General features: G+C 47.3%; 13 protein-coding genes. 6 read left to right on the forward strand and 7 right to left on the reverse strand.

Annotated features, from left to right (window positions below; translation table 11 throughout):
* Positions 1–63: 63 nt before the first annotated feature.
* The 3 genes from gutB to QNO02_RS16795 form a co-directional block, all read right to left on the reverse strand.
* Positions 64–1131 carry a sorbitol/xylitol/iditol dehydrogenase GutB gene (gene gutB, locus QNO02_RS16785; RefSeq protein WP_289389407.1) on the reverse strand — a complete coding sequence of 356 codons (1068 nt, stop codon included), beginning with the start codon at positions 1129–1131 and terminating at the stop codon, positions 64–66.
* Positions 1132–1212: 81 nt separating this feature from the next.
* Positions 1213–3360 (reverse strand): alpha-glucuronidase family glycosyl hydrolase, encoded by a 2148-nt coding sequence (locus QNO02_RS16790; RefSeq protein WP_289389408.1) that lies wholly within the window; start codon positions 3358–3360, stop codon positions 1213–1215.
* Positions 3357–5546 carry a glycoside hydrolase family 52 protein gene (locus QNO02_RS16795; protein WP_289389409.1) on the reverse strand — a complete coding sequence of 730 codons (2190 nt, stop codon included), beginning with the start codon at positions 5544–5546 and terminating at the stop codon, positions 3357–3359. The genes QNO02_RS16790 and QNO02_RS16795 overlap by 4 nt, the downstream gene beginning before the upstream one ends.
* A 221-nt stretch (positions 5547–5767) precedes the next feature.
* Here QNO02_RS16795 and QNO02_RS16800 point away from each other — a divergent pair, with 221 nt between their 5' ends.
* Positions 5768–6679 carry an AraC family transcriptional regulator gene (locus QNO02_RS16800; RefSeq protein ID WP_289389410.1) on the forward strand — a complete coding sequence of 304 codons (912 nt, stop codon included), beginning with the start codon at positions 5768–5770 and terminating at the stop codon, positions 6677–6679.
* Positions 6680–6710: 31 nt separating this feature from the next.
* Here QNO02_RS16800 and QNO02_RS16805 read toward each other — a convergent pair whose 3' ends face one another.
* Together QNO02_RS16805 and QNO02_RS16810 are read right to left on the reverse strand one after the other, a co-directional pair.
* Positions 6711–8114, reverse strand: coding sequence for an aldehyde dehydrogenase (locus QNO02_RS16805; RefSeq protein WP_289389411.1), 1404 nt, complete (start codon positions 8112–8114; stop codon positions 6711–6713).
* A gap of 90 nt (positions 8115–8204) precedes the next feature.
* Positions 8205–8507 carry an ArsR/SmtB family transcription factor gene (locus QNO02_RS16810; protein ID WP_017688208.1) on the reverse strand — a complete coding sequence of 101 codons (303 nt, stop codon included), beginning with the start codon at positions 8505–8507 and terminating at the stop codon, positions 8205–8207.
* Positions 8508–8779: 272 nt separating this feature from the next.
* Between QNO02_RS16810 and QNO02_RS16815 the strand changes: the two genes are divergently transcribed.
* The 5 genes from QNO02_RS16815 (at position 8780) to QNO02_RS16835 (ending at position 12897) form a co-directional block, all read left to right on the forward strand.
* Entirely contained in the window at positions 8780–9457 is a 678-nt protein-coding gene (locus tag QNO02_RS16815; RefSeq protein ID WP_133385983.1) for a GntR family transcriptional regulator, read from the forward strand.
* Positions 9458–9497: 40 nt separating this feature from the next.
* The gene (uxuA, locus tag QNO02_RS16820; protein ID WP_289389412.1) at positions 9498–10565 is read left to right on the forward strand and encodes a mannonate dehydratase; all 1068 of its coding nucleotides are present in this window, start codon (positions 9498–9500) and stop codon (positions 10563–10565) included.
* On the forward strand, positions 10562–11425 hold the full coding sequence (locus QNO02_RS16825; protein ID WP_289389413.1) for an SDR family oxidoreductase: 864 nt from the start codon (positions 10562–10564) through the stop codon (positions 11423–11425). Before uxuA ends, QNO02_RS16825 begins: the two co-directional genes overlap by 4 nt.
* 345 nt (positions 11426–11770) lie before the next feature.
* Entirely contained in the window at positions 11771–12499 is a 729-nt protein-coding gene (locus QNO02_RS16830) for a DUF421 domain-containing protein (protein WP_091029630.1), read from the forward strand.
* A gap of 26 nt (positions 12500–12525) precedes the next feature.
* The gene (locus QNO02_RS16835; protein ID WP_091029627.1) at positions 12526–12897 is read left to right on the forward strand and encodes a DUF4363 family protein; all 372 of its coding nucleotides are present in this window, start codon (positions 12526–12528) and stop codon (positions 12895–12897) included.
* A 115-nt stretch (positions 12898–13012) separates the two neighbouring features.
* On the opposite strand, the gene QNO02_RS16840 is transcribed toward QNO02_RS16835, so the two are convergent.
* Positions 13013–13714 carry a M50 family metallopeptidase gene (locus QNO02_RS16840; RefSeq protein ID WP_289389414.1) on the reverse strand — a complete coding sequence of 234 codons (702 nt, stop codon included), beginning with the start codon at positions 13712–13714 and terminating at the stop codon, positions 13013–13015.
* A 43-nt stretch (positions 13715–13757) separates the two neighbouring features.
* On the reverse strand, positions 13758–14240 hold the full coding sequence (locus QNO02_RS16845) for a hypothetical protein (protein ID WP_036673725.1): 483 nt from the start codon (positions 14238–14240) through the stop codon (positions 13758–13760).
* Between the last annotated feature and the right edge of the window lie 80 nt (positions 14241–14320).

Here is a 14320-nt window from a genome sequence, read left to right on the forward strand (position 1 = left end):
CCCATACTTTTTTGCAAAAAAACAAAAAAGAGTCCTGAACTGCCGGACTCTTTCACGTTGCTCTTATCTGCCGTTTGGATATACCATGACCTTCAGACTGCCGCTTTTATTGTGTAATGCGCGCTCCATCGCTTGCTGTGTCTCTTCGAGTGAATAACGATCTGTAATCAGGGACATCACGTCATGCTGACCGGAGCTCAGGAACTCAATTCCTGCCGGATACGTATTGGCATAACGGAATATGCCATAGATATCAACTTCATTGTCCGCAATAAATGGAACATTGAGTGCGATCTCGTCCTGTGCAGGCAGGCCCACAATCGCAAGTTTGCCTCCACGTCGAAGTGAATACAGAGCAGATTGTAGCGCCTTTGGATTCCCCGCTGTTTCCCATGCGGTATCCACACCCACACCACCTGTTAACTCGCGAATCACAGCCAGCGCATCTTCATTACGCACATTAATGGTATGAGTGGCACCCATGCGGCGAGCGGCTTCCAGCCTAACTTCCTCCAGATCCGTTACAATGATCTTCTCTACACCGAAAGATTTGGCAGCAGCCACGGCCATGAGTCCAACGGGACCCATACCCATAATCGCCAGGGTTGTACCCGGAGCCAGTTTGCTGCGGCGTGCAGCGTGAATACCAACAGAGAATGGCTCGTTCATAGCTGCTTCCTCATAAGACAGATGATCCGGGATCGGGAATACCATATCTTCACGTATCACCATGTATTGTACAAATGCCCCATCCACCGGAGGGGTCGCTAGAAATTGTACATCCGGACACAGGTTATAACGCCCTTCCTTGCATGCCGAGCAACGCCCGCAAGTCACCCCAGGCTCAATAGCAACCCGATCCCCTGTTTTCAGACGTGATACGTTCGAGCCAACAGCAGCAATGATCCCCGCACACTCATGACCCAGAATGATCGGTTTCTCCACCACAAATCTGCCAATACGTCCATGTTCAAAATAATGCACATCCGAGCCACACACCCCAACAGCCATCACCTGGATTAACACCTCATTTGCTGCCGGTTGCGGGACGGGTTGTTCCTCAATAATGATGTGTCCTGGCTCTGTCATGACAGCAGCTTTCATGGTCTCGGGCAGTTGATGTTGTCCCATACGGTTCTCCTCCTCATGTATGTCCATGCTGTCTATTCTACAACAAAGAAAACAAGGTATCTTCTTTCTTCATATCACCAATCAATAGATTGTTCGACCTTGTTCATCCGCAATGCCGCTCTTCCGATAGAAGTACGTATTGATCATGTCTCGCCATTCCTTCGCATGTTCGGCCTGATTGTCCTGTAATGAAGCAACTTTACTGAAAATAACCGGGTCGATTTTACCCTCCAGCCCTCTCCATGTCTCGGCTAAGGCCTCTGCCTGCGCAACACCTTCAAAGTGTGTATCATAAATATGCTGAATGACCGTTTTACCCGAATGCAGAACATGAGTGTACGGCACGTGATGGAAAAATAAGATCAGCTCATCCGGACAGGTGTCTACGGACTCATAACGATCAGCATTCTCAGGGTGATACTGTGAAGTGTATCCTGTACCGCTGTTCACGGTTCGATCTACACCAATACCATGACAATCGGCAAAGTGATACGTTCCCCATTTGGAATACTCGTATCCATCTACATTCGGCCCGTAATGATGTTCCGGATTAACCATCCAACCTACACCGAGAGGCGCCGTATAATTCTCATAGATATCTAGTGAAGTCAAAAGCATGCCCGTAACCTGCCGCACAACTTCGTCTTCATGTCCAAATGTGAGTCTCACCCACTCATCGGCAATCTCTTCCGCGGACAGCTCCGGGTTCCATGCAAGTCTTCCGTATCCATATAGATTCGCCTGCGCGAGTGGATGTCCTGTCCAACAGGCATCTGCACCAATATTGGATACTGCGGCGAAGCCACTGTATGGTCGTTTATAGAGAGAACCGTCCGCGATTCGCTTGATCTCTGAACCTTCGCCTTTGGCGTATGTGTCAAAGTCCAATACTTCTTTCCACTGGGGAACCAGATAACAGAGATGACGCTGTTGCCCGGTATACTCCTGTGTAATCTGAAATTCAATCACCTGATTTGTATTTTCCATGGCGCCGAACAGCGGGGATACCGCCTCTCTCACCTGAAAGTCCATCGGCCCGTTTTTGATCTGCAAAATGACATTGTCGGCAAAACGCCCATCCAGCGGCGTAAAGTGGTCATATGCTGCACGTGCACGGTCAGTGGAACGATCCCGCCAGTCCTGCTTGCAGTTATAGACAAAGCAACGCCAGATGACCAATCCACCGAATGGCCGAAGGGCTTCAGCCAACATGTTCGCACCATCGGCATGATCACGGTTATACGTGAATGGTCCCGGACGATTCTCGGAGTCTGCTTTGATCAGGTAACCACCAAAATCCGGAATCGCTGCGTACACCTTGGCCGTTTGAACGTTCCACCATTCCCGTACCTGCGCATCCAGCGGATCAGCCGTACGTAATCCACCAATCTCAATCGGACTCGCGTAGTTGGCGCTCAGGAACAATCGAATGCCATATGCTCTGAATTCAGCGGCAACTTTCGCCACATCACTAAGATAACGTTCGGTCAGAAACAGACTCTCACGGCGGTGTACATTGACGTTGTTGATCGATATGGCATTGATACCCGTCGAAGCAAGCAGGCGTGCATAATCTCTGATGCGTTCCAAGTCCAGTGTGAATTCCCCGTTATCATAGAAAATCGAGTCTCCAGCGTAACCCCGTTCAATGCTGCCGTCCACGTTATCCCACTGATTAATCATTCGCAGTGCATTGGTAGGCTGCTCTGTAATGAAGCTCCACTTACTCACAGCGTCATCCGCCTTACTTGCAATTCCTTGATCCATTGTCAGTTCCCGAAGCAGATGGAATGCACCATACAACACACCTTGGGGAGTCTCTGAACCAATGACCAGTACACCCTCGGTCTCGTTCTCACGAATGATGTACCCTTCTCCCTGAACAGTTGAACGCTCTTTCTCACTGAACGAACCAGCCACCGAATTGCTTCCTGTCCAAGTACCGATTCGTATCGCGGGAGCGGAAGCGTTATTGTCCCGCTCACTTTGCTGAGTATCAGACAGATGACTGACCGACGGTTTCACGCCATACAACTTCTCCAGTCCTCGTGAAAGTTCGGTCAGAGCTGTTGTGATTACTCCATGGTTCTCTTCCGCGAGTATCAGCTTGCTCCACGCAGGAGCCGTCTTTTGGGCAAGTCCATTCGCTCTTGGCAATTCGGAGTGATACCCCAGCCACGCATCGTACTGTGGACCTGACAAGGCAGTTTGAACGACGGATTGGTTCATTGTACCGCCTCCTTACTGGCATAGATCTGCGTAAGGCGATTCCCTTTTCCTTCGAGTAACCATAGAATCGACGTTACACCACGCGGATAGTACTTGCTGCCAACCGCCACACCTGACAGGATCTGGTCGCTCCAGCACCAGTAGGATTCCTCCGGATGCAGCAGCCAGTTGACATGCGCCGCGTCTGCTGCCTTGCCTGTCTCATCCCATTCCACATCTAGCAGCTCTCTAGCGATAAACTGGGACAAATAGATTTTGCTTAACCACGAGTTATTACTTGTTGAGGACAGTTTCCAGCCTCCATCTTCGAACAGGCATGTTCCCGGTACAAGAACCGTCTTCAGATGAGTTTGGAGTGCTTTCAGATAAGGTCCAAAACGACCATTCACATCCAGTGCTGCTTCACAGCCTGTAAAGTACGGGAACACCAGACCTTCAATTGCCGGAATGATTCGAGAATCATTATTTTCTGCAATAACAGCTGGAATGTAGCCGCCATCAGTCAACTGTGCAGCAATACTGGCAGCGCAGCGATCCGCTTGAAGACCTGCTTGATGTGACAGATCGGCCAACTTCTCCGTTGCGAACAACTTCTCCAATGCAACATAGACCGCCCAGCATTTGCCCGCCAGATAGATATTGTTGCGAGACTGTCCAAGTGACACATCCAGGCTGTCGTAGGTTGTAATCTCCGCTCCACCTTGAGTACGGCTGCTATCCAGACCCATCAGACCGTTACGCTGCTCAGCGTCGGGATGGTCACGATTAAGCATGCTTTCGAAGCAATCCTGGATAACAGGCAACATGTTTTTCACAAAAGCTTGATCCTGTGTCTGTTCAATGTACACTGTCGCGCAGCAGAGCCAGTTCACCAGTTCTTCGTGACTCATCTGTGAGAAGCAGTCGTCAATGCCAACCAGTTCATATGCCGAGTGTCCAGGGCGTGAGAACACATTGGCAACACCAATATCATGGGTAAAGGTAATTCCGCCCGGATATAGCTTTTCTTCCCCCGGGAAACGAACCTGATCCGTATAACTGTATCGTTTCACAAACCACTCCAGCTCATTACGCACCGTCCATGGATTCAAGGCAAGCTCGAAGTACAACTGATCAGCTGTCAGATCAAGTGTGTTCATCATCCGATACTCCCCTTCGTTCACCACCCAGAGTGGCTCACCATCGGCATCCAGCAGTTGAGTACTGGCATAATAGCTGTGAATGGAATGAGCCAGCATGAATGATTGATCTTCGGTCAAAGCAGCCGATCCAAGGCGCTGTTCAACCTCTCCACAGGATGCGGTCAACTCACTGAAGCGTTGTAGTGCATACTCTCCTGCTGCCTGAATATCGGAGAAGTACCGCGTATACCAATACGTTGTGTCCATTCCAGTCGTCACAATGCCCCCACGATAGAAACATACTGCGAATTGATACGTACGTTTCTCTCCAGCCGGCACCTCCATCAGTAGTGCAGCGGTTGAGCCAAGTCCAAATGCCAAATTCTCCCGATGTTTCTCCTGCAAGAGCTTCTCCAACGTAAATCCGCGTGCGGGCCACAGTCCGTCATCTGCTGACATAATTGCTGTAAGTCGACCTTGTCCCACACCTGTGATGGAGCCACCTTCCGGTCCCCCAATCAGACGCATCGCAGAGTACGGATCATTGCCCTGATAGCCAAAGTAGGCTTTGCGTGGTTGTTGACCTTGCGTATTGTCAATCGTCATCTCAACCAATACGGCAGGTACGAGTGCATCCATTAATTCTTCGCGATCCCCATTCGTTGGATCAGGTACTGGACGTACAGGCGAGTAGATACGGAACGTCAGATCTCCAGCAGTCCACGTATCCGTACCTGAGGTGAATTCACGGGTAATATCTTCATCGCGAAAAGCTGTAATAAGAGGTTGTGGAACTTTGGATGCTGTTGTCGATGCCGTGTCCCCGTTATCCAACTTCTCTACATCATAGCGGCTGCTCTCATCCTGGGAAGCTTCATAAAAAGGAAGTGCATGATAATTGTCGCCATCGCGAGATTGTAATCCAATATATACATTCTGGTCTGCCGGCTTGCCAAGTTCAAGACCCAGCCCGCCTTTGGCTCCTTTGTATCCCAGTGTAAAACTCGCAAAAGCACCAATCGGTGCGTGATGTGCATTATAAAAGATGGATTTGGATGTGCTCACGAATCATAACCCCTCTCAAAATAGTTTGCATGCGTTTTCATTAGCCCCATCCTAACACGTGGTTCCACCTCAGACCATGATCAAATCAATCGGATATTTACCCAAATCAAGCTGATAGACTATAATGGATTAAAGCGGTTACACAAAACCATTCCATTTGATATAAGTGCGTGTTCAAAATCGCACTTTTTGAACAACCTCTAAATAAAGGGGGATCTTCCATGTCTTCAACGTATTTGCCTCCTACTTTGGGAGAAAGTGTCCATGAAGTTTTTTATCCAGATGTGCAAACAACGGTTAATCTGTTCGCCATTCATTTACGAAGTGTCGGTACGGACTGGGATTATCCGGCGCATGAGCACCCTCAATATGAGTTGAATTATGTCACGGAAGGCGAGCAACGCATGATCGTGAATGGTACCCTATACATTCAAAAGGCTGGCGAACTGCTCCTGATTCCTCCGGGAAGCATTCATTCCAGCCAGAGCCATAACGGCAAGGGATTTACGTATTTTTGCATGCATTTTGACATTGATGATCAGTTGTTCCTATCGTTGCTGGCACGCATCAAACAAGTGCGATTCAGTGCGGATAGTCCGGTTACACAGCAGATTGAGCCGGTTTTGCGCAAATTGATGTCATCTGCGGATGATGAAACAGCAAATACGATGGTACAGCGTATGCAGCTGCAATCTGCGGTATTTGAACTATTTGGCCATCTGTGGGAGGCGGTCTCGCAAGAGGCAGCGCAATGGTTTACCGACGGACATGAAAAGTTCGAACTTGCCCACCAGATTCGTAATCGATTGCAAGGCCTGATGAGTCAGCATTTCAAACAGGGACACGAGTCCAACGGTCACTATGGCATTGATGATATTGCAGCAGAGCTGGGCATCAGTTCTTCTCACTGTAATCGCGTGTTCAAGCAGGTGTTCGGTCAGTCTCCCCGTGCTGTATTGTCCCAGTTGGTTTTGCATGAAGCGAAGCTTCTTCTGGGCAATCCGAAGCTGTCTGTTCAGAATATTGCCGTCATGCTTGGTTATAAGGATATTGCTCATTTCAGTCGTCAATTCAAGCGCTGGTCCGGCATGTCACCATCCAGTTACCGACAGGAACAGCCTGCTCTGGAATGAGATCCAGTAGCAGGCCGTTCATCTTTCTTATTTATTTCAACAAACGCTTAATCAACTTGAGCTTGTTATCATACGGTGGATATAGAATCGGCAGATTCAATTTGGTGCTTTTTTTCAGTACACTTTTGAGATGAGAGAAGGTTTCGAAGCTGTACTGCCCATGATACGAACCAACACCGGAATGACCAACTCCGCCAAACGGCAGACGCGGATTTGCTACATGCGTGATGGTATCGTTAATGCAGCCGCCACCAAAAGAAACTTCACGCAGCACTTTGTCCTGAATCTGGGTGTCGGAAGTAAACAGATACAAGGCGAGTGGTTTCGGCCGCTTTACGATCTCTACAATGGCTTCATCCAGGTTACGGTAGCTAATGATCGGAAGAATTGGTCCAAAAATCTCATCTTCCATCGTTGCTGCATCCCAGGACTCCGCATCAATCAGCGTAGGTTCAATAAAGCGATCTTCCTCATCCGAAGCTCCCCCATATATTACTTTGGCCTGATCCCGTTCAATCAGAGTCGTCAGACGTTTAAAATGTCCCTTGTTCACGATTCGCCCATAATCCTTGTTGTGTTGGATATCCGAACCAAAGAAGGATACGATCGCTGCTTTCATCTCTGTGATTAACTGTTCTTTCACGCGCTCATGCACGAGCAAATAATCGGGTGCGATACAGGTCTGTCCTGTATTGAGCAGTTTGCCCCATATAATTCGCTCAGCAGCTACTTTGATATCCGCCTGTTCATCAACGATGACAGGGCTCTTGCCTCCAAGTTCTAACGTAACGGGAACGAGATTTTTGGCAGCTGCCTCCATCACAATCTTGCCTACCGGTACACTGCCTGTAAAAAAGATATAGTCGAATGGCGCGTTAATCAGTGCTGTTGTTGTATCTTTAGCACCGTCAAGCACTTGTACGTATGCCGGTTCGAACACGCTCGCAATCATTTCACGTACAACAGCGGACACCGCAGGTGTATTCTCTGACGCTTTGAGCACGGCTGTGTTGCCTGCCGCAATAGCACCTACCAATGGTTCGATTAAGAGTTGAAATGGATAATTAAACGGTCCGATGATGAGAACGGCTCCATAGGGTTCAGGTATAATATAACTTTTGGAACCCAGGAGTGCCATTTGCGTTTTCACTTTAACGGGTTTCACCCATTTATTCACTTTACGAATGGTGTGTGTGATGCTGTCCATCATAAATCCGATCTCGGTTGTGTAGGATTCAAACTCACTTTTGCCCAAATCCTGATAGAGAGCTTCAGTCAGTCTGGTCTCATACTTTTGAATCGCCTGCTTGAGTTGGTTCAGACGGGCAATTCGAGCTTCTGCCGATCGTGTGGCCCCGGAACGAAAGAATTGTCGTTGCTGCTCCAAAATCTGTTCAACTTCCTGACTGGTTACTTCCTGTATAGTCGTTGTCATATATACATACTCCTCTGTATATTATTGATCAAGCGTTTAAACTTACGAACCTATAAGGCACATGCAAAAGCATGTTTTATCACTATTACTTTACAGACACTCTTCTTCCAAAGCAGCTACCAGTTCCTTCAGCAGTTCCACCGATGCATTCAATGAAGCCGAATAATATCGCTGTGTGCCCTTCTGTTCCACAGATATAAGCCCCTTCTCTAACAACAACTTGAGATGATGAGATATGGCTGGGCGGGATAGGCTGGATTGTTCGGTAATTTCATTCACCGTCATTCTGCCCTTCTCGGTAAGTGTCAGCAAAATAGATTGACGATGGTTGTCACTTAATACTTGAAATAACGGGATACAGGTTTGAAAAACGCTGATCGCTTTTTGTCCCATGGTGTTCACCTCTATACTATTTCTTCTTCATTATTCTACGTATATTTTCTCTGTTTGATGTCTGTTGGTTTAAACATTCGAACCTAATAACTGAATTGTACTCTTCAATCACTTGAACTGCAAGTGAACCTTCAACTAAATTTAATATAATGCGGATAAAGCGCTTCCATACTACCATACAAGTATGGTAGTATATCAATGAAGGAGTTGAAGTTGTGGAATATACCCCAAAGTTATCATCCAAAGCCGGTTTGTTGCCTGTTGCGAGCAGTATGTCTTCCATGAATAATAAGCAATCTTACTCAACGCGAGATGTCGTTTACTTCACGCTGAAACAACTCATTTTGAGTCTAAAAATGCCTCCGGGAACAGCTATTTCTGAGAAGGAAATTTCGCTGGAGTTCCAGGTCAGCCGGACACCTGTTCGAGAAAGTTTTGTAAGGCTTGCTCAGGAAGGTCTGCTGGAAGTGTATCCACAGCGTGGCACATACGTCTCTCTGATTCAGGTCGATCTCGTTGAGGAAGCACGGTTCATGCGTGAACAGCTCGAACGAGCCGTAATCAGGCTCGCCTGCGAGAACTTTCCGAACGAACATATGGTAGCTCTTGAACAGAACCTTGCGTGGCAACAGGAATGCAGGGTCAAACCGGATGATGAACGAATGTTTCAATTGGATGAGGAATTCCATAGCACTCTTTTTGCAGGCTGCAACAAAAGCAACACCTGGACTGTTATCCAGCAGATGAATGTGCATTTGAATCGAAGTCGCATGTTACGCCTGTCCTCGGACCACCAGTGGGATCACCTAATTGAACAGCACCGGTCTATGGTCAAGGCCATTCAGCAGCATGATGCCGACACAGCAGAGCGACTGATGCAGGAACATTTGCATTTAACTGTCACCGATTTGGCTGTCCTGCAGGATACATATCCTTCCTATTTTCAATGACTGAATTTTTCTTCCTACTATTCATGATGAGGTGAACGTGATGAGAATGGTTTTTCGCTGGTTCGGCGAAGGCAATGATACGGTAACGCTGGATCATATCCGGCAGATTCCGGGTGTTGAAGGTATTGTGTGGGCACTGCACGATGTTCCTGCTGGCGAGGAATGGCCGATGGACAAAATACTCGCTGTCAAAACAGCAGCGGACAAGGCCGGGTTACATCTGGATGTCGTTGAGAGTGTGAACATCCATGAGGATATCAAGTTGGGCCTGCCATCAAGGGATAAATACATTGCGAACTATATTAAAACGATGGAGAAACTTGCCCAGGTTGGTGTGAAGGTCATCTGTTATAACTTTATGCCAATTTTCGACTGGCTTCGCACGGATATGCACAAGGAAATGGAGGATGGCTCAACTGCCCTCTTCTATGAGCACAGTAAACTCGCAGATATAGAACCTCTGGAACTCGTTCGACGCATTACGGAAAACTCCGCACTCACCATGCCAGGTTGGGAACCAGAACGATTGCAGTATTTAACAGGTTTGTTCGAAGCCTACAAGGATGTAACCGAGGATCACATGTGGGAGCACGCACGTTATTTCCTGCAAGAGATTATGCCTACAGCCGAACGGCTGGGGATTCGAATGGCCATCCATCCGGATGACCCGCCATGGCCAATCTTTGGATTACCAAAGATTATTACGAATCAGGAGAATGTTCGAAAATATTTGAATCTTTATGATAGCCCTTACAACAGCGTGACGTTATGCAGTGGCTCTTTGGGAGCAAATGCTGATAATGACATAATCGGGATGATACACGAGTTCAAGGATCGGATTCCATTTGCCCACATTCGTAATGTAAAAATATACGATAACGGCGACTTTATTGAAACCTCACATCGCAGTCAGGATGGCAGTGTTGATATTGCAGGGGTTGTTGAGGCTTATCACGATATCGGTTATGAAGGTTATGCAAGACCCGACCACGGTCGTCATCTCTGGGGAGAACAGTGCCGACCTGGCTATGGACTCTATGACCGGGCTTTGGGGATCATGTATCTCTGGGGCGTCTGGGATTCCCTGCAAAGGAGGGCAAAAGCATGAGTGAACACCAATATGAACGCTCATCTCGTCTCGAAGGCAGAACGGCTGTAATCACCGGAGGTGCTGGAGTACTATGCCGCTCCATGGCGGAAGAACTCGCTCGGCACGGTGCAAGTGTAGCCATCCTGAACCGCACCGTGTCCAAGGGGCAGGAAGTTGTAGCTGCGATTGAAGCTGCCGGTGGCAGAGCGATTGCTATTGCCTGTGACGTAACCCAGGCCGATAGTGTACAAGCGGCGGCAGATGCTGTACTGGAACAGCTTGGACCATGCGACATTCTTATTAATGGCGCGGGTGGCAATAACGCCACTGCCAACACCACAAATGAAATTTTTAGATTGGAAGATCTGGAAAAGAGCGATGTCACTACATTTTTCGATGTAAGTGTAGAGGGATTTCGTCAGGTGATGGATCTGAATTTTGTCGGTTCTCTCATCCCCACTCAGATCTTTGCAAAACATATGATAGAGCGTGATATTCCCGCTACTGTCATAAACATTTCTTCCATGAGCGCCCCATCGCCCATGACGAAAGTTCCAGCATACAGCGCTGCGAAGGCAGCGATTAACAACTTCACGCAGTGGCTCGCCGTTCATCTGGCTGAATCCGGTATTCGTGTCAACGCCATTGCACCCGGGTTTTTCCTGACCGAGCAAAACCGTAATCTATTACTGCAACCAGACGGCTCACCAACGGAACGTTCCAGTAAAATTATTGCGCATACACCCATGCGCCGCTTTGGCAAACCGGAAGACCTGCTTGGCACATTGATGTGGCTTGCGGATGAAAGACAATCCGGTTTTGTCACTGGCACAGTCATTCCGGTAGATGGCGGATTTATGGCATATTCCGGTGTTTAACGATTTCTTACACAGACACTCCGATGAAAGAACAACCTTCCAATCGCTGTTATCCCCAGATTTTATCGATTCACTTCTCCGAAGGAGAAATCCGGGAATAAAGGCGAGCGCTTCGCTTTTTCAGGTTTTTTCTTTCCTCTCCGTTACGTGCAAATGAATCAGTTCAACTAATATAGAGAATTTATAGAGACCGAAGCTTGGGATACATACCCAGGTTTCGGTTTTTTGCGTTCAAGCATAAGATCCTCCAGCATAGGAAAAGCTTGTTATAATGCATGTTCAAAAGCAAACTTTTTAAAGAACCTCTTATAGAGCTATCGTGAAATAAAGGAAGGTGATACATATATGATGGAAGAAACATGGGTTGTTGCCGTACGGTCTATTATTGCCTTTCTGACCCTGATCATCTATACAAGGGTGCTGGGCAAACAGCAGATGGGTAACTTGACGTATTTTGATTACATTAACGGCATCACAATCGGTTCCATTGCAGGTACGTTTGCAACCGATCTCTCGTCCAAGGCCTGGATTCATTTTGTGGCCTTGACCATTTTCACAATTATTACGATCATCTTTCAGTATATTACGCTGAAGAATCGCACCATCTCCAAATTAATGGACTCAGATCCCACATTGATCATCCAGAACGGTAAAATTCTCGAACAGAACCTGAGTAAAATGCGAGTCAAATTTGACGAATTGACCATGATGCTGCGGCAAAAGGATGTATTTGATATTACAACGCTGGATTATGCGATTCTGGAACCAGATGGCAGCCTTTCGGTTGTTTTGAAACCTGAGAATCAACCGGTAACCGCAAAAGACATGCATATGCACCCGCCGAAGAGCAAGCTGATGACCGAGATTATCATTGATGGCCTGCTGATTAAGCAAAATCTTGAGGAAAGACACAAAGATATTAATTGGCTCAGTGAACAGCTGAAAAAGCAAAACATTACGATACAGGATATCGCTTTTGCCGCCATATTACCCAATGACAAATTGTATGTGGACCTGTTCAAGGATAAGATCACCGAAAAAATCGATATGGGCGATTATGAGGGGCCTTTCTAAACTCTTTACATGAAGGAGGCGGTTGAATGAAAACGCGTTTTTGGCTGCTATATGTGCTTCCGATCTTCCTCATTCTTGTATTCGTTGCGATTATGGCTAGCGGAGCCTTTCTCAAAAAGCCCTTTGGCAACGATGATCGCTTGCTTGAATCTATACAAACGTTAGAGAAACAGGTTGAGGGAAAACAATGGACTGAAGCCAAGTCTCAAGTTAATTACGCAATGCAAGCTTGGGATAAGGTCGTTAACCGCATTCAGTTCAGTGTGGAACGTGAAACGATATATGATATTCTGGGCACGCTTGCTCGGATCAAGGGCGGCGTTGCGGCAGAGGATGATAAGGCGATTATGGAAGAGATTTATTACTTTTATGTGTTATGGGATAATCTTGGAGATTAGGTTCAATGTGTTCAATATCAGACTCTAATATCAGATGTACGTCCAAAAGCAAAAGGCACTCTCCTTTCATGAAGAAAGGAAGTGCCTTTTTTTGCTTTGTATACCTTTATAACCATTACGCTCTTCGTAATCCCCGAGACCGTGACGCTCGCGAAGTGCTTTCTTTGCGGAAAAAGAGACCGAGTGCTCCCTTGGCACACCACAGCGAAAATAGAGCAAACAGCGTTCCCCAGAACAGTGCGGGAAGGAATGTCTGTTGAGCGAGATTCGCTGCATCCCCTGCCCGTGAAGGCTGAGTCCAGGACATAAATCCAACGTATACCGCACTAACAACCGACTCTTCCAGTGTAAGAAACGCCAGTAACAGATAATAGAACTTCACGATCTTGGCGCCAAAAATCATAATGACCACATTCAGAACGATAAACCCGGTCAGCCATAACATACCGAACTCCCCTCTTACATATAACAGGAGCGACACCAGAGCGACAGCCGTCATAATACCGAGTCCCCACATGTGCAAGCCTTTGCGGTATAAGTAAAACAACAGCCAGGCGAACAGTGATGCACTGATATATCCCGCCAGAGAAACCAGGATCGATCTGCCTGGCGTCAGCATGGAAGAGTAAGTTACACCACTATGATCAGCGTACAATTCAATGCGCAACACTTTACCGGACAATACCAGTGTCATTAGTGCATGACTGAATTCATGGATCATCGTATCCAGGTTACGGAACAAGGACGAAAATGGGATGAATCGTGTAAGAAAGACGGAGCCTAGTAGGAACAGTATCGTTTTGACCCACTTATTCAATCGTGCCATACCTCCTTTACCTTCAAGTAAACAAGCCTATTCTTTATACTACGCTTTTTTCACTCGATTCGTTTCGGCTTCCGAACTGTAAGGCGCAGTGCTCCATCCACCAGCAGAAGCTCCGATTGTGTCCAATGAAAAAAGAAGATAGGTCATATCGGCCTTTTTCAGCCTCTAGTGTAACGAGCAGTCGATTCCGCATCCGACGGAGAGCATAGTGCACGAATTGATCTGCAACCTCACTTTGTATCAGGGTAACATAAGCATAAAGGGAATGATCGACAGGTTCATCAAGCGGACTCACCCCTGCACATGAAAATTCCGTCCTCACGCCCGCACTCTGAAGTATGGACAATGCCTTCACAAGTTCGGCATCAACTTCAACACCGTTCCAAATCTCTGTTTTCTTCGCGGATACCGTATGTTTATCACGTTCCGTCCAGTGCATCAGCTCCAGCTTCCGCCGTCTCCATAGATGGGCAGGCTGTTCACTTAACAGCACTTCATGTTCCTCATTTAAATTCATCTAATGCGTCCTCCTGTTATCCTTGATCCGGTCCCTTATTCAACAAATAGAGAGCACATCCCTGTGCTCTCTGCTTTGCA

The organism is Paenibacillus sp. PK1-4R, from assembly GCF_030369595.1.
Taxonomy (GTDB): Bacteria; Bacillota; Bacilli; order Paenibacillales; family Paenibacillaceae; genus Paenibacillus.

Bases quoted from the DNA above. Each gene is read 5' to 3' on its own strand.
- uxuA (WP_289389412.1), top strand. From the start codon at position 9,498: ATGAGAATGGTTTTTCGCTGGTTCGGCGAAGGCAATGATACGGTAACG.
- QNO02_RS16835 (WP_091029627.1), top strand. From the start codon at position 12,526: ATGAAAACGCGTTTTTGGCTGCTATATGTGCTTCCGATCTTCCTCATT.
- QNO02_RS16805 (WP_289389411.1), bottom strand. From the start codon at position 8,114: ATGACAACGACTATACAGGAAGTAACCAGTCAGGAAGTTGAACAGATT.
- QNO02_RS16830 (WP_091029630.1), top strand. From the start codon at position 11,771: ATGATGGAAGAAACATGGGTTGTTGCCGTACGGTCTATTATTGCCTTT.
- gutB (WP_289389407.1), bottom strand. From the start codon at position 1,131: ATGGGACAACATCAACTGCCCGAGACCATGAAAGCTGCTGTCATGACA.
- QNO02_RS16845 (WP_036673725.1), bottom strand. From the start codon at position 14,240: ATGAATTTAAATGAGGAACATGAAGTGCTGTTAAGTGAACAGCCTGCC.
- QNO02_RS16800 (WP_289389410.1), top strand. From the start codon at position 5,768: ATGTCTTCAACGTATTTGCCTCCTACTTTGGGAGAAAGTGTCCATGAA.
- QNO02_RS16810 (WP_017688208.1), bottom strand. From the start codon at position 8,507: ATGGGACAAAAAGCGATCAGCGTTTTTCAAACCTGTATCCCGTTATTT.
- QNO02_RS16790 (WP_289389408.1), bottom strand. From the start codon at position 3,360: ATGAACCAATCCGTCGTTCAAACTGCCTTGTCAGGTCCACAGTACGAT.
- QNO02_RS16825 (WP_289389413.1), top strand. From the start codon at position 10,562: ATGAGTGAACACCAATATGAACGCTCATCTCGTCTCGAAGGCAGAACG.
- QNO02_RS16815 (WP_133385983.1), top strand. From the start codon at position 8,780: ATGTCTTCCATGAATAATAAGCAATCTTACTCAACGCGAGATGTCGTT.